Genomic DNA, 22,224 nt, shown 5'->3' with positions numbered 1-22,224 from the left:
GATTTAATGATGATCGAATAGTTTATAGAATTTATTTTAAAAAATATTATAGCATATTGATTTAAAATAATTTTTTGTTTCAAGTAAGCAGACGGTTGATGATATCAGCAACATCGCTTGATAATTTTGGCGCAGCAGCAATCATTTTTAATTCAGTTTCAAGTTTTTGTTGTCGAATAGGTTCTAATTGTCGCCAAGAGCGCATCATTGTTAATAATCGTGAAGCAAGCTGTGGATTTTTTTGTCAATTTCCAAAATAACTTGGCAAAGAAAATGATAAGATGCTCCATCCATCCTGTTAAAGCCCGTGAGATTGTTAGAGGCAAAAACACCGATTAGAGAACGTACACGATTAGGATTATCTTGTGAAAACAGCGGATGTTGCATGAGCTTTTGAACATTCTCGAGTGTTGATGTGCCAGCAACCATTGCTTGAATAGAAAACCATTTATCCATGACCAAAGGGTCATTCTGATAGCTGTTTTCAAAATCATTTAAGGCATTTTGTGCCTGCTCATTTTCATTAAAACGCTTCACGAGAACAGCGATACTCGCCATACGGTCAGTCATATTATCAGCTGTTGCATACTGTATAGCAGCTCGATTTGGATTGGCTTCAGCAATGGAAAGGTAATCCAGTATGATATTCTTTAATGCTCGCTTTCCAGCTTGTGCAGTGTTTGGTGAATAGGGCTCTTGGGTTTGCATTTGTCCATAGAGTTTTGTTAAGAGCTCTTGGTGAGTTTGTGCAAGTGAAACTAAAAACTGATTGCGGACATAATGAATACGATCTGGGTCAATATTTTTACCGATTGTATGAGCAAGCTCAACTTCACTAGGTAAATTTAAACAGAAGGCACGAAATTCAGGCTCTAAGGTTTCATCTGTTATGATCGTTTCAATCAGCTTTAGCAAAGCAGAAGGGAGTGTTGCTTTTTCTTGTGTTTTATCTTGAATGCTTTGAATCAAAGCTTGCGTCATTAAATGATTAAGAGATTGCCAGCGATTGATGTGATTGTCATCATGTTGTGCAAGAAAAATAAGTTCTCTTTCATTGAATGGAGTGTGTAGAATGATTGGTGCTGAAAAGTCTCGCAGCAGTGATAAAACGGGTTTTTCACGCAGTCCCTTTAATGTAAAGGTTTGGCTTTCCTTGGATAAAAGCATAACATCTGATTGAATATTTGTATCTGCTTCATAGGTGAGGTTTTCTCCGTTAGGTCCTAACAAGCCAAATACGATAGGGATAAGCATAGGCTTTTTTGTATTTTGTTGTGGGGTTGCGGGAATATGTTGCTTTGCATGAATTGTTAAAACACCATCGCTATAATGACTATCGATTTCTACATTGGGTGTTCCTGCCTGTTCATACCATAGCATGAATTGGGAGAAGTCTTGACCAGACACTTCAGCAAAACAGGTAATAAAATCTTCAATTGTACAAGCTTGTCCATCATGACGTTGAAAATAAAGATCAGTGCCTTTACGAAAAAGAGTAGGACCTAAAATAGTCCGTATCATGCGAACAACTTCAGCACCTTTTTCATAAACAGTTGTTGTGTAAAAATTATTAATTTGGCTATATTGACGAGGACGCACAGGATGCGCAAGAGGTCCTGCATCTTCTGCAAATTGCGTCGCTTTTAATGCTTTTACATTTTCAATTCGCTGTAGGCTGCGTACATTTTGATCTGATGAAAATTCCTGATCACGATAAACAGTGAATCCTTCTTTTAAACAGAGTTGAAACCAATCGCGACAGGTAACACGATTACCGCTCCAATTATGAAAATATTCATGTGCAATGACACGTTCAACATTTCTATAATCTTGATCGGTTGCTGTTTCAGGATCGACAAGAACATATTTATCATTAAAAACGTTAAGGCCTTTGTTTTCCATTGCTCCCATATTAAAGTCGGAAACAGCAACAATATTGAAAACATCAAGATCATATTCGCGCCCAAAACATTGTTCATCCCAACGCATGGAACGTTTAAGAGCATCCATTGCATAGGTTGCGCGTTCGGTTTTTCCTTTTTCTACATAGATACCAAGCTCGATACGTCGTCCAGATACAGTTGTAAAATGGTCTTCTAACTTATCAAGATCTCCACCTACTAAAGCAAAGAGATAAGATGGTTTGGGATAAGGATCTTCCCAAATGGCAAAATGGCGATTATTTTCTAAAGTTCCTGTTTCCACCAGATTACCATTTGAAAGCAAGATTGGGATTGTTTGGGTATCTGCTTCAATTTTCACTCTATAGGTAGAAAGAACATCTGGGCGGTCGTAAAAATAAGTAATACGACGAAAACCTTCCGATTCGCATTGTGAGCAATAAACACCATTTGAAAGATAAAGCCCCATAAGTTGGCGGTTGCTTTCAGGATTCAGTTCCGTAACCAATTTCAATGTAAAAGGAACCGTTGGTGGCGTTGTAATTTCTAAACGTGAAGGCGTCACTTTATAAGTGTTTGGGGCTAATATCTCATCATTAATAGAAACGGAAATTAAAGTAAGATCATCACCAGAAAGAACAAGAGGTGTTAATTCTTTTGTATCGTGACGGGATTCAATAGACAATATGGCTGTAACATAGGTTTTTGTCGGTGCTAATTGGAAAGAAAGTTGTGTTTTAGGGATAACGTAAGGGGTTGGTTGGTAGTCTTCCAAACGATAAATAGATGTTATTGGCTGTTTCATAGTTTTTTCCCATTTGTATTTTAAGAGTTAAAGAAGGGTGTGTTAATTTTAGAAGCAATATAGGATTAAAGAATTACAAAAGGCTGTCGAGGCGATTTTTTACTTCTAAGAAGTCTATCCATGTAAGCTTCTTTTGACTAGGGGTTCTAAGAAGGTAAGCTGGGTGGAAAGTTGGCATAACAGGTATTTTTATATTATCCTCGCTTTCATAGATATGCCATTTCCCTCTTGTTCGGATAATCCCATTTTGAGATCCAGTAAGAAACTGTGCAGCAACGCCTCCTAGTGCTATAAGAACACGAGGACGCGCTAAATAAATGTGCCGTTCAATAAAAGGGCGGCACAAGGCAACTTCTCTTGGTGTTGGTGTACGATTTCCTGGCGGACGCCAAGGAATAGTGTTGGCAATGTAAACATTATTTCTTGTTAAGCCAATTGATGCGAGGATTTTATTAAGCAACATCCCGGCTTTTCCCACAAAAGGAATTCCTTGTATATCCTCGTCTCGTCCTGGTGCTTCGCCTATAAGCATCAGGGGGCTTCCTGCTGTTCCATCTGAAAAACAGGTATTTTTTGCTGTCAATTTTAATGAACAGCCATTAAATGCAAGGAGAGCAGATTTTAATTCATCAAGTGTCTTTGCACTTTTTGCACTCTCTATAGCTGTGGATTCATTTTGTATAGTCCTAGAGTTATGCAGCTGATGATGATCTAATTTTACGGTTGGAGATGTTTTGGGAGATGCTTGTTGATTATGAGAAATGTTCACGACAGATATTAATTTTCTCTCTGAACAAGCAGACTGCTTAAAACGATCAATAGGAAAATCTGTCAGAACGGCATCCGCACCACTTTCTTTATAAAAGTTTAAGAGTTCTTCATAGGAAATTGAGCATGGTGTTTGATTTAACATTTTATTTTTTCTAATGATCTAGCGATTATAGATCAAACAAAATTATCCTTCAAGTTTTATTAAATGTATTCGCTAGCCATTAATGTATAAGAACGCTGATAGGATTCTCTCTTTTCACAAAAAAGGCAAATCGTAAAATGCGAATGTTCGCGATTATATACATCTTTAAATGTACAATTTGTTTAAATTGCGCTATTTCAACTTTTTAAACAGACTAAACTCACTCATACTAAAAGAATTTTTTACTGAATGCAAGTGGTGTGATAATATTTTTTATCATTATATTCTATATTTAATACTTAATGAAAGTGAATTTTGTAGTATTTTATTTATAGGATTAATTATAAATTTTATATTATTATATTTTTTTAATAACTTTTATTAAAAAAATTAAATATATTAATTGAAATATATAAATATTACTTTTATATGAGAAAATACTAAGACGTTATAAACTATTTTTACAATGGGTTAAAAGCAATGTGTGGATATATGCTTTTGCTTTTTTTACAGCTGAAATGAGAGGTTCATTTAATGCTAAATGCGCTGCAATAGCGCTTGAGAGAATGCAACCTGTTCCTCGCATTGTTCCTTTTAAACGTGGAGTAGAGATATTTATGACTTCAGTTTTGTCAATGAAGCTATCAATTGCAAGAGGCCCCTCTGCATGTCCCCCTTTTACTAAAATAGAGCGAGCTCCCAATGACAAAAGTTTTTTTGCTTGTTGTATTGCTTGCTTATCATGAGATGCCAATGGACTGTGGCTAAGAAGAGCGAGTTCTTCTCTATTCGGTGTTAAAAGATCAACATGAGGAAGCAGTTTATCGATCATCGTGTCGATGATTGTTTCCGTTATTAGTTTTCCTCCTGATGAAGCGACAAGTACAGGGTCCAAAATAACTGGAACATGGGGATAGTCTTTGAGTACGTTACAGATTGCTGCTATAATTGCTTTTGTCCCCGTCATACCGATTTTTATTGCGCTTATTGGATTTGCTTCTAGGGCAGCACGCATTTGCGCAGCGACGAGGTCCCCACGCATTGGAATGATTTCGACAACGCGATTATCATCTTGTACGTTAACACAAGTAATTGCTAAATTTGCTTTTATTTGAAAATGTGCAGAGGTTTCTATATCACGAACAATACCAGCACCTCCTGTTGGATCAGTGCCCGCAACAATAAGAATAGAAGGTATCAACGCCATGTTTGTGTCACTTTTATCCACTGCTGTACACGCTCTTCTGGTTTTTTATGGAGGATAATATCAGTCACAACAGCAGCACTATTTGCTCCTGCTTTTAAAACACCCACTGCGCGTTCTGGTGTTAAACCACCAATACCCACCAAAGGTAAAGCACCAATCCGCTTTCTCCATTGTTTGATTTTTTCTAGTCCTTGCGGCATCCATTTCATTTTTTTTAAGATTGTCGGATAAATAGGACCAAGTGCAATATACTCAGGATTAGCAGAGAGTGCGATATCCAATTCATGTTCATCATGTGTACTAAGACCAACTTTTATACCACTTTTACGAATTGCGTGAAGATCAGCATTGCTTAGGTCTTCTTGTCCCAGATGAATAAAATTACACTTTTCATCAATTGCTATTTCCCAATGATCATTAATAATTAATTGTGCTCCCAATTTATTGCATATGTTTTTTGCACGCTTGATATGTTGACGGATTATTTGTTGATTTTCATGTTTCATACGCAATTGTACGAGCTTGATACCAAGAGGAAGCAAACGTTCAATCCAATCAGCGTTATCAACGATGAGGTAAAATGGATCCAGTTTCATGAAAATACCGCTTTTCCAATGATTGGTGTTGAAGGGACTGCTACATTGCGTGCTTCGATCATGCCAGCTTTATATCCCATACGTCCTGCTTGAACAGCTTTAGAAAATGCTTCAGCCATTAAGACAGGATCACCTGCTTTAGCAACTGCGGTATTAAGCAGTACTGCATCATAACCGAGTTCCATCGCAATAGCGGCATGTGATGGGCGTCCAATGCCGGCATCAATAACAAGAGTAGCATCAGGAAGATAAGCACGGATAGAACGCAATCCATCAGTATTATGAGGTCCTTTGGCAGAACCAATAGGAGCACACCAAGGCATAATAACACGGCAACCAATGTCAAAAAGTTTTTCAGCAACAATGAGATCATCCGTTGTATAGGCAAAAATTTTGAAACCTTCATTGTTTAAAATTTGAGCTGCTTCGATTAAGGAAAAAATATTTGGCTGTAAGGTGTCTGAATTACCGATAATTTCGAGTTTAATCCAAGCTGTTTTAAAAAGATCTCTTGCTAATTGGGCTGTGGTTACGGCCTCTTTAACAGTATAACAACCAGCAGTATTAGGAAGCACTGTTACCCCAAGTTCTTGAAGAAATTTCCAAAATTGTCCACCTTGTTTTCCACCTGCAGTTTCACGGCGCAAGGAAACAGTTACAATTTCCGTATTCGATTTATGAATAGCATCACGAAGGATTGCTGGTGAAGGATATTGCGCTGTACCTAATAGAAGACGGGAAGAGAATTGTCGTCCATAAAGATTCAGCATAATTTTAGCCTCCTTGCATTGGGCTTAAAATTTCAATTTTATCTCCTTCATGCAAGACAAATTGGCTTCGTGCATCTATGGGAACAACTTCAGCGTTAACAGCAGTTGCAAGCCAATTTCCTTCATACCCCAATTCTTCAAGCAAGAGACCGAGAGTCATAACTTCTGTTTGGACTGTTTCACCATTAACAAATATTTGCATGTTTTATTCCAATGCCAATTCCATTGCTCGTTTTGCCATTTCTGGAGACAACAGAAAACCATGTCTATAAAATCCATTAATAGAAATAAAGTTACCATCTTTATGCACAGAAGGGAAGTTATTAGGATAACATGGACGAACACCAACGCCAGATTCAATAATTTCTGCTTCAGCAAAAGCAGGATGTAAAGTATAAGCCGCGTTGAGCAGTTCCATCATTGATCTTACAGAGATTGCACCATCAAAGTCACTTTCAATCATCGTTGCACCAATCATAAAAATATTATCTTGTCGAGGTACAATGTAAAGAGGAAACCGTGGGTGAAGAAGACGAATTGGACGCGAAATTTTAATATCGGTGCAGCGCACGAGAAGCATTTCACCGCGTACGCCCCGTATATTTTTATCTTTTCCTAAACGTGCTATTCCTGTCGCATCAATAACAATATCAAAATTTTTTTCAGCTATTTCTACATCAACAAAACAGGCTCCATTGTTGAGAAGCTTTTCTTTTAAAGCCATAAGTGCTTTGCGAGGATCAATATGGGCTTCATTTTCATAAAAGAGTGCACAGTTAAAACGTTCCGCAAGATCTGGTTCAAGATGAGCTATTTCTGTATTATCTACGGTTTTGTGATTATGCGTACGCACAGAAAATCGTTCAAGCTCTCCTCTATCTCGTGTAGGTGCAACCACTAAAGTGCCTTTTTGTATGACAAGGTTTGGGAGCGTTTTACGCCACCATTGTATAGCTTGTACACCAAGATCTTCAACAATTTGTTCTGCACTTTCCCTTTCACAGTAAGGTGCAAGCATTCCTCCTGCATACCAACTAGCACTTCCTATAGGTGAATGAGGGGGGGCCGATACAGTAACAGAAGCACCTTTTTGCTGTAACATAAAGGCAACTGTTAAGCCGCCTACACCTGCACCTTTGATAAGAATGTTCTTCAACTATTTACTTTCTTTTTTTGAGGAGGAACAATTTCCATATAAAGGTCACCATTTTTCTGATATTTTTCGGCCATGGCGATCATACCTTCCCCTTTTGTTTTTCTTATTGCGGCTGCCTCACGAATATCATGGGAAATACGCATAGAACAGAATTTTGGTCCACACATGGAACAAAAATGCACCAATTTATGGGCTTCTTTAGGCATTGTCTCATCATGAAAGGCACAGGCTGTTTCTGGATCAAGAGAAAGGTTAAATTGATCATGCCATCTAAAATCAAATCGTGCACGCGAAAGAGCATTATCGCGCAATTGTGCTCTAGGTAAACCTTTAGCAAGGTCAGCGGCATGAGCAGCAATTTTATAAGTGATCACACCAGTTTTTACGTCATTCCTATCGGGGAGTCCTAGGTGTTCTTTAGGTGTTACATAACACAACATAGCAGTTCCAAACCATCCAATCATAGCGGCACCAATTGCTGATGTAATATGGTCATAACCAGGAGCAATATCCGTTGTAAGAGGTCCCAAAGTATAAAAAGGCGCCTCATGACAAAGATCTAATTGTTGCTCCATATTTTCTTTAATTTTGTGCATTGGGACATGTCCTGGTCCTTCAATCATAACCTGTACATCCTTTTTCCAAGCAATTTTTGTCAATTCTCCCAAGGTTTTAAGCTCTGCAAATTGGGCCTCATCATTGGCATCGGCAATAGAGCCAGGGCGTAACCCATCTCCTAATGAAAGAGAGATATCATATGTTTTTGCAATATCACAAATTTCATCAAAATGTTCATAGAGAAAGCTTTCTTTGTGATGATGGAGACACCATTTTGCCATAATAGAACCGCCTCGTGAAACAATACCTGTTACACGATCAATGGTCATAGGAATAAATGGTAATCTTAATCCTGCGTGAATGGTAAAATAATCAACACCTTGCTCTGCTTGCTCAATAAGGGTATCACGGAAAATATCCCATGTTAAGTTTTCGGCAATACCCTGTACTTTTTCGAGTGCTTGATACAGAGGAACAGTCCCGATGGGCACAGGAGAATTTCGAATAATCCATTCACGAATATTGTGAATATTTCGACCTGTAGAAAGATCCATAACTGTATCTGCTCCCCAGCGAATGGCCCAAACCATTTTATCAACTTCTTCTTCCATAGATGAAGTTACTGCTGAATTGCCAATATTAGCATTAATTTTAACACGAAAATTACGCCCAATAATCATGGGTTCGCACTCTGGATGATTAATGTTTTGTGGAATAATGGCGCGTCCACAAGCAATTTCATTGCGCACAAATTCCGCAGTATAAATTTCTGGTATTGATCCAGCAAATGTTTCATTTGATGGTACATTCTGCCGTTCTTCTACTACTAATCCTTCATTTTCTCGTATAGCCACATATTCCATTTCTTCGGTAATAATGCCTGCGCGTGCGTAAGCCATTTGTGTAATTGCTTTGCCATTTTTTGCTCGTAAAATAGAACGTTTTTGCTTAAAGGCTGGAGTAAGGTTTTTATCAGAAGTCAATCCATTATCTTCAGGTTTAACTAATCGTGCAGGATAAGTTTCAGTATCATCCCGCTTAGAGAGCCAAGGCAAGCTAATTGCTGGCAGGCCTTTTGTAATATCAATGATCATATCTTTATCTGTGTAGGGGCCAGAAGTATCGTAGACGTTTAAAGGTTTTTCACCACTGCCATCAGCCAGTGAAATTTCACGCAATGGTACGCGCACATCAGAAAAGAGAAGGCTCTGTTGATAAATTTTGCGTGAAGCGGGAAAGGGGCTACAACTGATTGATGGAGTATTTTTCTGCACAAACTTTTTCCTTATAGACACGGAGTTCAAAAATAGGTTGCGATGTTAATGGAGTTACGATGTTAATGGAGATGTATTCAAATTATCAATCACGAGCATTCAGATGAATAGGGATAGTATTGCTTTGTAGCAAAGAAAACCCAATACAGCTCAAGAAAAGTTATTTTGAAAAACTGATACAATATCTATTCTAATATTTGCATGCCTCCTCCCACTTGAAGTATTTTTGTTAATACGAATATGGTTGGCTTAAATATCTATATTGTCAATCATAAAAATATATTTTAAACGATTTTGGTGTGTTTTTAAGAGTGAAAATAGATATTATGAAGTGATAAACTATGATATTGAAGCTTTTATAAACCAGAATAAAGTTAAAAACGGATTATCAGGGAAAAGTAGATAGTTTATGGCTTTGATTGAGATTTTTTTCATATTAAAATAATAACTCAGAATACCATAAGATCCTCTCATCATATATCTTTTCGTATAAAAACACTTCCTTGCACGTCATAAGTGGGAGCGTATGGGGCAAAGCACTTGAAGAAAGGAAGCCAAATGTCATTTAATGAACATTCTAAGATGTGAGGCTGTCAAAACGTGGGAGCCAACAAAATGTATGATGGATTCCACTTGTATCTTCAAAAGCTTAAAGCTGATGATCTATAATGGCTTGCTATTGTATCATTGACGTGCGCTGTCGTAAAATGAAAGGAGTATATTTTGAGCAATATTTCTTAAAAAGTGCGTAATATGCAATATCATTATATTTTGTTTGGGGTACTTTATTCTTTATGAGGGGGATGTTCCCATTAAGAATGCGATAAACAAAAGCGTGAAACAATACCTAATCTTTATTATTAAAAATAATATTGTTTTGAATGTTTTGAAAATCGTAAGCTGAATTAAAAAATGATGATGAAAATGAACAAAGGCTTTTTATCTTGAAATTTCATCAACAATTTTAAATAGTTGGAAGAGAGAGGAAAGCAAAAGGATGTATCTCAGCACAAAAGTATACGTAAATTCATTTAAGAGCCATATGATATCGTGCAACAATATTTACAGATAAAAAATAACTAATTATGTGTTATATGCAAGAAAAACTTACTACTTATAATGTAATTATCTTATTATTATTATAAAACAAGATAAAAATTGAATAAATTTGCGGAAAAACAATTTTTGAATAAGTAGGGAATTATGAGGAAGAGTAACCAAATTCCCACTAATATTACTGTTATTAACAGTGTTATAAATGGTAGCCATATAAAAGCTGCAGCTATACAGCCAGAGATGATTGGTACACTCCATAGATAGGCAAATGCGCCAACAAGGTCTTCATCGATAAATGCATCAGAGAATTCTTTATTTGGAGTACCATAGCATTTTATAATCGCTTTGCATTGTCCCACTCACATCATAAAACTCGTTATGCACATTATGAAGGATATAAAAACAGCTTGTTTTTTAGGTCTTGTTCAAAAAAACATATTTAAGTAGTGCGACTGCGCTAAATAACGAAGAAAATGCTGGAAGGAATAGAAAAGAACACCTAAAATATTCTTTTTTCCATTCTACTGTAACGATTTTAAGCATCCCGCCCCAATGAAAAGATTGTAAACAAAAATCCTAATATACTACATACGATAAGATCTCCAAAACTCATATTTTCATCTTTCTTTTTGTGTGTTTATTTTGTGGATTCATCAATATATTCATATCAATACGTATTATATCTTTTGTAGAGTAGATCACATTTCATTCATGTATGGTAAGATTATGTATAGCGTTATACATCTATAACGTCTGAAATTACTGGTTTTTTTATTACCTAAAGAAAATATTTCTTACATTAGAAAATATAGCAATAGCTTCAAAAACAGTAAAGAATAATCCCATCTAGAGCTGGTAAAGGCGTGTAAAGGGTGTAGCTAATAAATGATGTGTATTTTAAAAGGAAGATAGAAGTTAAAGGTGCAGAGAACACTGAAAATAAAGTCGGTAATGAGTGGAGGGGATATTCTATTTGGAAAAAACAAGCCATGGATAGTCCAATTGTCTGGCTACTTATGCAAGATTTTGTAAGGTGTTTTCTTTGATAGTTAAGGGTATAGCAAGTGTTAAATCGATGGAGCGTATTTTTTGTTTGGATTGATGAAGCAGATGAGTTAGAAAAACAGTTTAGAGAATGCTTTTTGATATTGCCATGAATTAAAAAGAACACCAATAATTGCAAGATGTTGTTTAGAATGATTTATTGTTCTTGCAAAAAAGATATACATATAATAATATATAGAGGCAGATGTGCTAAGTGTGGGAGGGGAAAAGTTGGTTATGGGGCGTTTAAAAAACAAGGATATTGTTCATAAAAATTGGGGGAGGGGCTGGGTTATGCTTTTTAATTTTTTCCGGATCGGATACAACCTTCAAATTTTGTGAAGGTGTGAGGTGTTTCTTTAGTATTTCAAAGTATTTCATTTTCAGTTCAATGAAAGTGTGGAGCAAATGTCCATATTGAATATATTCTCTGTGATACATTTAGATTGAACAAAAGCTTATTCAAAAAAAACATTGGTGCTAATCTTGTGACACAATTTCAGAAATCAATTGAATAAAATAGAACAAAGTATCTGCATGTGAATAAAAACATAATGAAGCATGCAAAAAATTTGAAGCTAATTTTTAAAGTTTTAATACAAATGATAGCCAAAAGATAGAATTTCTTTGTTTAAAATATATGGTATAAAATATCGACGAGATAGATTTAAACTATTGAAAAAAATAAAAAAAGATAATGTTTAAGTCAGAAACTTTCTATGTGGATGATAAGTTATTACATTCAGTAATGGTTATATGAAATCCATAATAAGAAAAATTTTGGAAGTATTTATAAATTTTGCAACAAGATGCAAGATTGAAAAAATAATTATATAACAACAGCAAAGCAACAAAACAAGATATTAAGTAACCTCAGATGAGGTGGTTACATTATACATTAGAAGAGAAAGCATTAATACTAATGTTATGAAAAGCGTCTGGTGAATTTAGGTTATAAAATTGGAAGGAGTGAAGAGAGATAAAATGCGTAAATAAGGATGGTGCAGTGGTTATGATGTACCAATAAACAACGGCAGCACATTTTAGTGCACAGAACGAGAAGTTGTTAGAAAAACTATGAAAATAATGGGGGATTTAAAATGTCTAATATCTATGATTGGTCTCTAAAGGCTGATGAAAATGCTTATTCAGATAGTATCATTAATTGGGCAGAAGGACAGCCGCCTAGTTCTGTTAATGATAGTGCAAGGGCGATGATGCAGCGCGTGCGCGAATATCTTGCAGATAATGGTGGATCTATTAATTCAAGCTTTATAGTAAATTTGGAAGATAAAACAACATTAATTACCTTAAAGACAGTTTCGCCTATAAAGAAATACAACAATGATATCGTCATACGTTTTAAAGCTTGTGGTGTAAATATTGGCGTGACAACAATAACTGTTAATAATATAGGAGAAAAGCTTATCTATAAAGCCACTGATACGGGGGTTATACCATTAGAAGGTGGAGAATTTCAAACAGATGGCATTTATGAAATGGTATACAATAATGGTGTTTTAATAAAAGAGCATGAGGGTTGGTATTTATTAAACCCTACACCACCAAAGATAGAAAGTTTCCCCTCTGGATTTATTGCAACATTTGCTATGCAAAATGTGCCAAATGGTTGGCTTTTATGTGATGGTAAGGCCTATAAGCGTGAAGATTATCCGCAGTTATTCGAGGCAATAGGTGATAAATGGGGAAAAGACAGCAATAAAACTTTTAAAGTTCCTGATTTTAGAGGCATGTTTTTACGCGGCTTTGATAATGGTCGGGGTTTAGATGGTGGTAGAAAGTTTGCAGATGAACAACAAGATAGCATAAAATCACATACGCATATTGGGAGTATTGAAAACGCAGGCGAGCATGCGCATAATTTTGAGTATCAAGGGGTAGGATGGCCCGTTGGTGATATTGGGAGACTCCCGAATCATTATACTTATAATGCAACCCTGAAAGGGAGAACAGCTTCTGCTGGTGCACATACACACAAGGTAACTCTTTCCCATACGGGTGAGGCAGAAACGCGCCCTGTTAATACAACCGTTGTCTATGCTATAAAATCATGAGTATGTTTAAGTAATAATAATCTATACACCTTGATAATTTTGTTAACGCGGAGCAATTCCGCGTTATTTTCTATACATATGAAAAGGAAATCTATATTGTTAATAGAATACTTGAGAGCGTCAAAAAACAAATTTAAAATGATTGAAAGAAAGAGTTAAGGATATAATTTATTTTATAATTATATGATAACATAGGGAAAATGTTTAAAAATCATTTAAACTGTGCCGTGAAGAGATCTGGAGATATATTTTTTCATAAGGTGTTTTGATAGGGGAAGGTAATAAAATTATTCAACCTGAGGCATAAAAAAGTACAATATTTTTAGCGTTTTTTGTGCAAAAATAGCATACCCCTGTATGAGTTAATTCATCTTATAAATATATTTCTCACCTTGTTGTCGATTTCATTTCTTTGCATTGCCATGGTAGGAGGCTTTATCTGTAAATGATAGTTCCCCTTTGAGTGGAATCATCATTATGCTTATGAAGCAGAAGACAAACGCTATTTCTATACTCTCTCCTCATCCCTATATTCCGCATTGTTTTTGCATTAGGGGGCTTACAAAAAGCGTTATTGAGTTTATTTTAAAGTTTTTATTCAATAGGTTAATTCTTTGTGATATGCCAATAAACAATTTTTTAATAGAGAGAGAAAAGTAAAAATATCATTGTAAATCAATATTTATTTATACAAATAAGCTAAAGTATATGTATTATAAAGAAAACATTACCATTAAAGCTACAAATAAATCTTTTATGCAGGGGAGAAAGGTACTTGATTTCTATATGGTCCTTAGAAGATATAATAATACACCCGTTATTATAACAAAGGCATTTGTACGCATTTCTTGAATCATTTTTATAAAGATAAAAGTGATAGTAAAGAGTAGGAAAACGCATATTTATGTTGTATAAATTCGTATTATCTAACAGTTTGATAGCAAAACAAAACTTCACATGTTTTTAGTTACGTAAAATCTTGAAAGATTTTAAACTGGTAGTTTTTTCCAAAAATATCTTTAGGGTGCTTGGTCTTCTTTTTTAATGATAGATGACAAAAAGGAGTTCATATAAAAATAAAAAAGATTCTTGAATATTTGCGTGTTTTATTTTGCTATGGACTTTAGTTTTTAGATTGAAGCCGATAGCCTAGAGATCTAATTTCATAGGGGGATGTCGTTTGAGGGAGTATAAAAGGGATATCTTCTTTAGGTAATTCAGAAACGTTTAAAGAACAATGATAAACATCGCGGAGATTTTGTGTTGTCAACACATTAGTTGCATTTCCTTCGCAATAAATCTCACCTTCCTTGAGCAAGATCATGTTATCTGCATAATGTGCCGCGAGATTGAGGTCATGAAGAACAGCAAGAACGCCGCCACCAGAATGAGCAAATTGTTTAGCAATATCCATAACGATGATTTGATGTTGAATATCGAGGCTAGCAATAGGTTCATCTAATATCATCCAGCGAGGAATCCCATTATGAACAGGTTTCCAGACTTGGCAAAGTACACGGGCAAGTTGTACTCTAGCTTGTTCTCCACCTGATAATTGGTGATAATACAGGTTGCCATAATCAGAAAGGTCAACGCACTCTAAAGCTTTCTGGATAAGATTTTGCAATTCGGCTTTGGCAATGCTAAATTGGTTTACAGAAAGGCCAAGCCCTACAACTTCATGGACTAAGAATGGAAATACGAGCGTTGTTGATTGTGGTAGTACAGCCCGCATTTTTGCCATTACATGAGTTTTTGTTTGGCATACATTATAACCATTTAAGGTTATTTTTCCACTATAAGGAATTTCACCACTCAGAGCTTTGATAAAAGTACTTTTTCCTGATCCATTAGGACCAATAATAATGGTAAAAGCACCACTTTTAGCTTGAAGATTAATGTGTTTAAGAATCTGCTTCTTTCCGCGCTGAACACAAATATTTGTCGCTTCAATCATGAAAAGTCTGTTCCTCGTTTGCATATAAGGATCCATAGAAAGAAAGGTGCACCAAAAAGTGCTGTTACAATCCCAATCGGCAATTCTGCGGGGGCAACAATTAAGCGTGCAAACATATCAGCAAAAATAAGTAATGCTGCTCCCAAGAGAGCAGAGCAAGGAATGAGATAGCGATGATCAGGACCTATGAGCTGACGTAAAATATGAGGAACAATAATACCAATAAAACCAATACCACCACTGACAGCAACAGCACTACCGCACATAAGAGCAACAAGGGGAATAGCAATATTTTTGACGCGTTGAATATGGAAACCAATATGGCCAGCAACAGCTTCTCCAAGAGCAAGGGCATTAAGTGCTCGTGATAAAAAGGGAGAGAAAAGAAGACCAATAACGATAAAAGGGAGAACAAGCCATACTTTCAACCATGTAGCGCCCGCAAGAGAGCCCAGACTCCAAAAAGTGATATCACGCAGTTGTTGGTCATTTGCGACAAAAATCAATGTTCCGACAACTGCACTGCTTAATGCACCAAGAGCAATACCAGCAAGCAGCATGGTTGCAATAGAGGTAAAGCTGTTATGCGTTGCTATTATGTAGAGAATAATCGTTGATAAAAGTCCACCAAAAAAAGCACCTATGATAACTTTATAAGGCTCTAGAAAAGGTGCAAAAGAAACAGGAAAAGCAATGCCGACAACAATTGCTAAGACTGCTCCAAGTCCAGCACCTGCTGATACACCTACAATTCCGGGATCTGCAAGAGGATTACGAAAAAGCCCTTGCATAAGAACACCGGAGACAGCTAAGGCTGCTCCAATCAATAATCCCAAGATAACACGGGGAAGCCTTATGTCGATGAGCACGAGGTAATCACGCGTTTTACTACTTACCGAAAAATCTTGTGTAAGTATCACATGGAGGAGATCAACGAAAGAAACCTTTGCTGCACCATTCAAGAGCCCACCAAAAATACTGAAAATAAGGAATATTATTAAGCTTAATAATAAAATCTTCCCCTGCTTTGAACGGTTTATTTTTTTACCTTCTTTTTCTTTAGGTAAATGCATCTTGGATGTACCGTCTACCATTTTTATCAGCTCTTACCGTTTTGATGTGCACCATAAAGTATCTCAATAAGCTCTCTTGATGCGTCTGCAGTACGTGGACCAAATCCCAAAAAATACATAGCATCCATCTGTTTTATGGCATGATTTTTCGCTGCAGTTGTTGCTTGAATTGCCGGTATGGCTAAAATCTTATCAATGCTGGTTGATCTTGCACCATGTTTTACAAGCAAAATAACATCAGGATCTGATTTCAATAATGCTTCGCCATTGAGAAGTTTATATCCTTTATAATCGGTGATAGCATTGATAGCACCTGAAAGTTTGATCATACTATCAGCTGCAGTACCTGTTCCAGATGCCATGACGCGTCCATTTTGCACAGAGAAAACAAAAAGGACACGCTTTGGTGTTGTTACTTTCGCCAAAAGCGCATCGTTGTCTAAAAAATTACGCTTCAATTTCTCAATTAACGCCGCGGCTTGCACTTCCCGATGAATGGCTTGACCAACGAGGCGAATCTTTTCTATCACATTTTCACGGGAGTAGTCTTCTGGTATGATCACCAGAGGTATTGATGTTTTTTTGAGAATATCAATTGTTGAAGCGGGACCACTTCCTTCAACAAGCAATATACCCTCTGGAGCAAGTGATAAAACCCCCTCAGGTGAAAGAGCACGCATATATCCAAGCACAGGAAGCTTGAGCGCTTCTTGTGGGTAGACGCTTGTACTATCACGGGCGACAAGTTGATCTTGGGCTCCCAATGCATAGACAATTTCTGTAAGTGCTCCGCCGATAGAAACAATTCGAGCATTTTCAGGAAAACGCGTTGCAGGTTCAGCAATTACTTGTTTAGAAAAACAAGTAAGAGAGAGCAGTAAACACGTAAGAAAAAGGTTTGATAACCTATGTAAAAGAGATATGAACATGTCTAACCTTATCTTATCTTAGGTACTGCTGTTTTCTTGGCATGATGGCAAACTATTCAATAAAGAACGCCAATCTTCACGTTCTTTTTGACCCTCCTTGCGTACGCCAAAAAATTGAATAACCATCTCATCATCTTTATCGAAAACTTCAAGTGAACTGACATAACCATCACGGGTAGGTTTGCGAACATGCCATACTCTAGCAATCCCGGACGTGAGTAAATGAAGGTCAAATCTTGGATCAAGAACATTAAGCCAAGGTCCCATTTGCTTAATATTTTTTACAGTCCCACTAAAAATTTGAATACACCCTTTATTCCCAACAAAACACATGATTGGCAGTTCTTGTTGTGCGACTTGGTTAAGCATTATTTCAACAGCATTTACCTGTAATTCATCGGCAAATTCATTACCAACATATTTTACAGCATGATGTCGATTAATTTTAAATTCGGAAATAATTTTGTGAAGTTGGTGTACATCTGTCATTTTCCGCCAACGATCCCGAAAACTCTCAATATCCAATTCTGTTATGTCACATTGGGCTGGGAGAGAAACGGGAAGAATGTTAAGAACAGGAGACTGATCTTCAAGAAGGAGCTTTTCAACAAGTTTATTCCACTCTTCCATATTTGTCATATCTTTAGAATAGACCTTTAAAATAGCAACGCCATGTTGATCAAAGAATTGCAGACTTTTTGTAGGTTTTCCAAGAATAACGACATCATATTCAAAACCGAACTTCCATTGTTTTGTAAAAATACGCAAATCAATTTCACCAAGTGTGATAGGAATATGTTCGTTTTGAACAATTTTTTCAAAGCGTCCCGTTATTTCGTGAACAGCATATTCATTGCGAGTTAAGACCATGACGGTTCCAAGTCGAGGTGCATTTTCCAAGAGAGTAGCAACATCAGTTTGTAGCCTTTTTGCTTTTCCAATGGTACAATAAGCCGCAATAAGCTCCGCTTCAGATATACCAATCGAAACCGCAAAATCGCGGTTTCGCATTTCTTTTTTTTCTTCACGCAAACGAAGAATCATTTCAGCTGTATGTGCCATGAATTTACCTTATGTTACTTAACTCAAAAACTAACTTTCAAATTTTACAATTCCAAGGCAATAAATTAAATTCTTTTAAGAGTTCAATCTATCACAAAATAACACTCTATCGCCAACAGCTGAGCAATCAAAAAACGATAAAACAGAAAGAATTAAAACTTTTCTACCAAATCTTTGTAATTTTAAAGATGTTGAAAATAGAAACACAATAATTAATCCTTTTATCAATACGATTTTATTGACCGAATAATTAACAGAAGTGACTAAAACTTTTGTACAAACGACACCTTAAAGTTACGACCAGGCTGGCTATAATAATCTTTTGGTGTTGAACTTTTACCTGAAGGAAGTTCAGATACATTCCAATATTTTGTATTGAAAAGATTATAAACACCGGCTCTTAGAATAGGTCCCGTTTCACCGAATGGTTTCCACCACCCTGTCATATCAACGACATGATATCCTGGAATTTTTTGGTAATCAGATTCTCCGGCTACTTTGTCACGTTTAGCTGCCAAAGTAAGGATAATATCGCTTCCCCAAACCTCTTTTGCATATCCTAATCCGATAACTGCTTTCAAAGGAGGAATTGAGTTAAGATACTCCTTTTTATCAAGATCTTTTCCTTGTGAATAAGCAAGAGCAACATTGCTATGAAAACCATTTTTAAGAACTAAATGGGCTTTTGTCTCAACACCAAAAATTTGCACGTGAAAACGATTCATGTAATGCCGACGCGCAAATCTAAATTCCTCTGATGGCCCTCTATCCTCAGTATCTATGAAATTCTTATATTTATTGAAAAAGGCATTGAAGGAACCACCGAAATTTACATTTCCATACCGTAGACCAACATCATACCCATTGCTTGTTTCTGGTTGAAGATCAGGATTCCCTTTCACGTAATAAGCAGAAGGTTTGATATAAGAGACGTAAAGTTCTGAAATACGTGGTGCACGAAAAGCCTGTGCCCACTGAGCATAGAGCGTTACTTGATTACGAACATCCCACTCCACGCGTAATTTAGGAGAAAAGCGTGAACCATTTCTTTCTGGAGGGAATTTATCAGAAATCAGTGCTTTCTCATAAGAAGGTGTTTTCTGAGGAACATATTTGTACCAATCATACCGGATTCCCGGTGTTATACGAAAACGATCATCAACCAACCCAATTTCATCTTCAAAAACAAAACCTAAATTGTAACCATTTGTGTCTGGTGAATCTGATCGATTAGCAGGAACAAAAAGACATCCCCGAGCGTATTCTTTTATATGACAATTGTCTTTACCTAACAAATAGTGATGAAATTTAGATGACGAAACATTCATTACAAACTTTAACGTATGGTTTATAGTGCCAAAATCCACTTTTTTAAGGGCATCAGCATTGAAACCATAATTGATATTACGCAAGAAATTATCTCTCAAATAATCCCCTTTGGGAGCTGAAACACGAACGCCTGTCATAACGTAACGACTTGATTGCCTTTGCCAATAAAGCTGCCCATTAAACGCATCAAGAACTGCATCACCATTACCATTATAATTATAAGAAAGAGAAAAGCGCTCACGAAGTTTATTATCCTGCTCATAAACGGAACCTGGAGCGTATCTTTTAGACGAATTTAATTCATGTGTGTTACTATTATGACCAAAACGCTCTGCGGTAAAACCAAGGCGGTGATTATCACTCAAATATTGATGAATTTTAAAAAGCAAGTTATTTTTATCAAAGTGAGAAGGGTTTTTGCGCGTGCGTTCCTCATACCCTTCTACTGTTCCCATATTTTTGCGCTCATGACCTTCTACATAAGATCCTTGAAAAAGTAAAAATGTCCGGTAATTACGCACAGCAAAAGCTTGATCGATGCGCCAGCTGTTATCAACAGAATTATAACCACCTTTTATAAGGCTTCCCCAATTCTTTTCTTCCACGATCAGGTCTTCAGGATCAAGGGTACGCAACGCAATGATTCCCCCTAAGGCGCCAGAACCATAAAGACTAGAATCTGATCCTTGAATAGTATCAAACGTAGAAAGAGCATTGAAATCAAAAGTTGTGTTTCCACCTCCACCACGGAATATATCATTAAACCATGGAAGAGAAATACCATCCATTGTCGTAAGAACACGGTTTGCATCTAAACCCCGAATAACGAAACTGTTATTTTCTGAGTTATAGGATACGGAAGGATTAAGACGACTCACATCATAAACATCAGTTATTTGTCTTTCATCAATATTCTTGTTGGTCTTACGATCAGTCAGAATGGTTATTGAATTTGAAGCATCTTCTATTTTTTTTCCTTTAATAAGGATTGGTTTGAGTTCAGTGACAGCACTTCCATCTTTATTTTGTGCAAAAACAAATGAAGGTATACAGACCGATAATGCACTTAAAATTACACAGCTTTTATAGATATTTTTTCGTCTTATTTGCATAACACATCATAACCCTTTTAAACATCCCCTCTCTGTTTTGAAATTTTTTAATACAAAAAGGCTGGACTCACTGATTAAAACTTGCCAGCCAAGTAGGAATGATTTTGACAACGGCACAAAATCATTAGAAGACCATATTAAACATGACAAAATCAGTCAAGAAAAAAGTTGCAATTTCAAAATAGCCTGTTTTAATGAGATTGAACACCAATATTAAGCTTAAAATAGTGGCAGAAGAAACGATGATTTTTGCAAATACGAAACAATTATTAACTCTTTGGATTGGTGCATTTATTGGGGCTTTCTTTTTGCATGTATTATTGGCAGCACAGTTTTATTTTCAAAGTACTGGTATAAGTAATGGTTTGCTCTCGTCGGAGATTATGCTGACTTTTATGCAAGAAACTGTATATCCGGATGTTGATACAGACTTGCCAGATATTCATAGAGAGTCGGATATTAATACAGAGCAAGAAGTATTACAGTCTGATCTCCTAGAGCAGGAGTCAGAAGGATTGGAATCCGTGGATGAAGTTCAATCGGAAGAACCTCAGCATATAGTAGAACAAGATGACTTAAAGCCTTTAGAAGAACCCCTACCTCAAAAAGTGGAGCATAAAGCGTTTATCAAAAAAACAATACCGATGCCAAAGGCTGTAGTAAAGCGCTCCAATGCAAAGGCGGTACGTTCTTCTTCCATCAACAAGGGCGGCGGTACAGCAGGGCTTGAAGATATGTTGTTAATGGAGTGGTTAGCAAAGGTACAGTCACAATTAGAAAGGCAAAAAAATTATATTGTGGGACAGCGCACCAATCGTACAAAAGGAACGGTGAAGTTAGAATTTATGGTGCATGAGCAGGGGAGTATTTTTTCTAGTCGTGTAGTAGTCTCTGCTGGTGACCCGGAACTTGATCGATTAGCGATGGCAGCCCTTCGACGCGTTGGTTCTTTTCCACCACCACCACCATCAAAAGTGAATAAAACAATTAGAGTATCCCTAATATTTAGCTGATTTTTTATGCGGGGCGCTTTCTTATAATATATTGATTTATAATGATTGTTTATAATTTTAATGAAAGTTCAAATATAATTTATTCGAATTTTTTTGATGTTGAATCAATCAAAACCATCCGCTTACTTATGATACAAGTTGAGGAGGAGCATGGATAAAAAACTTCTAAAAAGCAGTGAATATACTTCTTATGAGTGCTCTAAATGAAAGGGCTTTTGCAACATTGGGAGTTAAGGGATGATAGAGCTATAGCTTTTATTAATTAAAGGTCTAATCGATTTTTATACCATTCGTGAGAGGATTTTCGTAAGTACTTTTCAGATACACCGTTGTGAAATGGACTTAGAAACATTAAAATAAAAGAGGAATTATAAATAAGAAAAACATACTATTT

14 protein-coding genes and 1 pseudogene are annotated in these 22,224 nt (G+C 36.3%); 2 read left to right on the top strand and 13 right to left on the bottom strand.

Translation table 11 applies throughout. The annotated features are described in order from the left end of the window. Positions 1-79 precede the first annotated feature (79 nt). The 8 genes and pseudogenes from pepN to thiC all read right to left on the bottom strand — a co-directional run bounded on the left by pepN (position 80) and on the right by thiC (position 9,180). Positions 80-2,706 (bottom strand): annotated as a pseudogene (gene pepN / locus ACFIMM_RS05345) (aminopeptidase N). A 73-nt stretch (positions 2,707-2,779) separates the two neighbouring features. After that, positions 2,780-3,619: a uracil-DNA glycosylase family protein gene (locus ACFIMM_RS05340; protein WP_273791211.1), complete on the bottom strand. Its 840-nt coding sequence runs from the start codon at positions 3,617-3,619 to the stop codon at positions 2,780-2,782. A 448-nt stretch (positions 3,620-4,067) separates the two neighbouring features. Beyond that, positions 4,068-4,826 (bottom strand): hydroxymethylpyrimidine/phosphomethylpyrimidine kinase, encoded by a 759-nt coding sequence (locus ACFIMM_RS05335; protein WP_375638083.1) that lies wholly within the window; start codon positions 4,824-4,826, stop codon positions 4,068-4,070. Next, positions 4,817-5,422 (bottom strand): thiamine phosphate synthase, encoded by a 606-nt coding sequence (locus ACFIMM_RS05330; protein WP_375611199.1) that lies wholly within the window; start codon positions 5,420-5,422, stop codon positions 4,817-4,819. The genes ACFIMM_RS05335 and ACFIMM_RS05330 overlap by 10 nt, the downstream gene beginning before the upstream one ends. Further along, positions 5,419-6,192 (bottom strand): thiazole synthase, encoded by a 774-nt coding sequence (locus ACFIMM_RS05325; RefSeq protein WP_375629378.1) that lies wholly within the window; start codon positions 6,190-6,192, stop codon positions 5,419-5,421. The genes ACFIMM_RS05330 and ACFIMM_RS05325 overlap by 4 nt, the downstream gene beginning before the upstream one ends. A 4-nt stretch (positions 6,193-6,196) precedes the next feature. After that, complete coding sequence (gene thiS / locus ACFIMM_RS05320) at positions 6,197-6,394, bottom strand: sulfur carrier protein ThiS (RefSeq protein WP_273791115.1); 198 nt, start codon at positions 6,392-6,394, stop codon at positions 6,197-6,199. Positions 6,395-6,397: 3 nt separating this feature from the next. Continuing rightward, positions 6,398-7,348 (bottom strand): glycine oxidase ThiO, encoded by a 951-nt coding sequence (gene thiO / locus ACFIMM_RS05315; RefSeq protein WP_375631685.1) that lies wholly within the window; start codon positions 7,346-7,348, stop codon positions 6,398-6,400. Further along, positions 7,345-9,180 carry a phosphomethylpyrimidine synthase ThiC gene (thiC, locus tag ACFIMM_RS05310; RefSeq protein ID WP_375682461.1) on the bottom strand — a complete coding sequence of 612 codons (1,836 nt, stop codon included), beginning with the start codon at positions 9,178-9,180 and terminating at the stop codon, positions 7,345-7,347. The genes thiO and thiC overlap by 4 nt, the downstream gene beginning before the upstream one ends. 3,200 nt (positions 9,181-12,380) lie before the next feature. Between thiC and ACFIMM_RS05305 the strand changes: the two genes are divergently transcribed. Continuing rightward, positions 12,381-13,355 carry a tail fiber protein gene (locus tag ACFIMM_RS05305; RefSeq protein WP_375611203.1) on the top strand — a complete coding sequence of 325 codons (975 nt, stop codon included), beginning with the start codon at positions 12,381-12,383 and terminating at the stop codon, positions 13,353-13,355. Positions 13,356-14,478: 1,123 nt separating this feature from the next. On the opposite strand, the gene ACFIMM_RS05300 is transcribed toward ACFIMM_RS05305, so the two are convergent. The 5 genes from ACFIMM_RS05300 to ACFIMM_RS05280 form a co-directional block, all read right to left on the bottom strand. After that, entirely contained in the window at positions 14,479-15,312 is an 834-nt protein-coding gene (locus ACFIMM_RS05300; RefSeq protein ID WP_375681755.1) for a heme ABC transporter ATP-binding protein, read from the bottom strand. Further along, complete coding sequence (locus tag ACFIMM_RS05295) at positions 15,309-16,406, bottom strand: FecCD family ABC transporter permease (RefSeq protein WP_375638085.1); 1,098 nt, start codon at positions 16,404-16,406, stop codon at positions 15,309-15,311. Before ACFIMM_RS05295 ends, ACFIMM_RS05300 begins: the two co-directional genes overlap by 4 nt. A gap of 5 nt (positions 16,407-16,411) precedes the next feature. Beyond that, complete coding sequence (locus tag ACFIMM_RS05290) at positions 16,412-17,314, bottom strand: hemin ABC transporter substrate-binding protein (RefSeq protein ID WP_375612957.1); 903 nt, start codon at positions 17,312-17,314, stop codon at positions 16,412-16,414. An 18-nt stretch (positions 17,315-17,332) separates the two neighbouring features. After that, entirely contained in the window at positions 17,333-18,376 is a 1,044-nt protein-coding gene (locus tag ACFIMM_RS05285; protein ID WP_375681756.1) for a hemin-degrading factor, read from the bottom strand. Positions 18,377-18,639: 263 nt separating this feature from the next. Next, positions 18,640-20,817 (bottom strand): TonB-dependent hemoglobin/transferrin/lactoferrin family receptor, encoded by a 2,178-nt coding sequence (locus ACFIMM_RS05280; protein WP_375611208.1) that lies wholly within the window; start codon positions 20,815-20,817, stop codon positions 18,640-18,642. A 242-nt stretch (positions 20,818-21,059) separates the two neighbouring features. Here ACFIMM_RS05280 and ACFIMM_RS05275 point away from each other — a divergent pair, with 242 nt between their 5' ends. Beyond that, positions 21,060-21,830, top strand: coding sequence for an energy transducer TonB (locus tag ACFIMM_RS05275; protein WP_375611295.1), 771 nt, complete (start codon positions 21,060-21,062; stop codon positions 21,828-21,830). The last annotated feature ends 394 nt before the right edge of the window (positions 21,831-22,224 follow it).

Origin of the sequence: Bartonella sp. AP258QHHD (assembly GCF_042196145.1) — a bacterium.
Taxonomy (GTDB): Bacteria; Pseudomonadota; Alphaproteobacteria; order Rhizobiales; family Rhizobiaceae; genus Bartonella.
Note: the sequence above shows the minus strand (reverse complement) of the source record. Positions and strands in the feature narration are given on the sequence as shown.

What these genes read in the sequence shown, in the direction of transcription:
- ACFIMM_RS05340 (WP_273791211.1), bottom strand. Translation starts at nt 3,619, where the DNA reads ATGTTAAATCAAACACCATGCTCAATTTCCTATGAAGAACTCTTAAAC.
- ACFIMM_RS05335 (WP_375638083.1), bottom strand. Translation starts at nt 4,826, where the DNA reads ATGGCGTTGATACCTTCTATTCTTATTGTTGCGGGCACTGATCCAACA.
- thiS (WP_273791115.1), bottom strand. Translation starts at nt 6,394, where the DNA reads ATGCAAATATTTGTTAATGGTGAAACAGTCCAAACAGAAGTTATGACT.
- ACFIMM_RS05275 (WP_375611295.1), top strand. Translation starts at nt 21,060, where the DNA reads ATGATTTTTGCAAATACGAAACAATTATTAACTCTTTGGATTGGTGCA.
- ACFIMM_RS05305 (WP_375611203.1), top strand. Translation starts at nt 12,381, where the DNA reads ATGTCTAATATCTATGATTGGTCTCTAAAGGCTGATGAAAATGCTTAT.
- ACFIMM_RS05325 (WP_375629378.1), bottom strand. Translation starts at nt 6,192, where the DNA reads ATGCTGAATCTTTATGGACGACAATTCTCTTCCCGTCTTCTATTAGGT.
- ACFIMM_RS05290 (WP_375612957.1), bottom strand. Translation starts at nt 17,314, where the DNA reads ATGTTCATATCTCTTTTACATAGGTTATCAAACCTTTTTCTTACGTGT.
- ACFIMM_RS05295 (WP_375638085.1), bottom strand. Translation starts at nt 16,406, where the DNA reads ATGGTAGACGGTACATCCAAGATGCATTTACCTAAAGAAAAAGAAGGT.
- ACFIMM_RS05280 (WP_375611208.1), bottom strand. Translation starts at nt 20,817, where the DNA reads ATGCAAATAAGACGAAAAAATATCTATAAAAGCTGTGTAATTTTAAGT.
- ACFIMM_RS05300 (WP_375681755.1), bottom strand. Translation starts at nt 15,312, where the DNA reads ATGATTGAAGCGACAAATATTTGTGTTCAGCGCGGAAAGAAGCAGATT.
- ACFIMM_RS05330 (WP_375611199.1), bottom strand. Translation starts at nt 5,422, where the DNA reads ATGAAACTGGATCCATTTTACCTCATCGTTGATAACGCTGATTGGATT.
- ACFIMM_RS05285 (WP_375681756.1), bottom strand. Translation starts at nt 18,376, where the DNA reads ATGGCACATACAGCTGAAATGATTCTTCGTTTGCGTGAAGAAAAAAAA.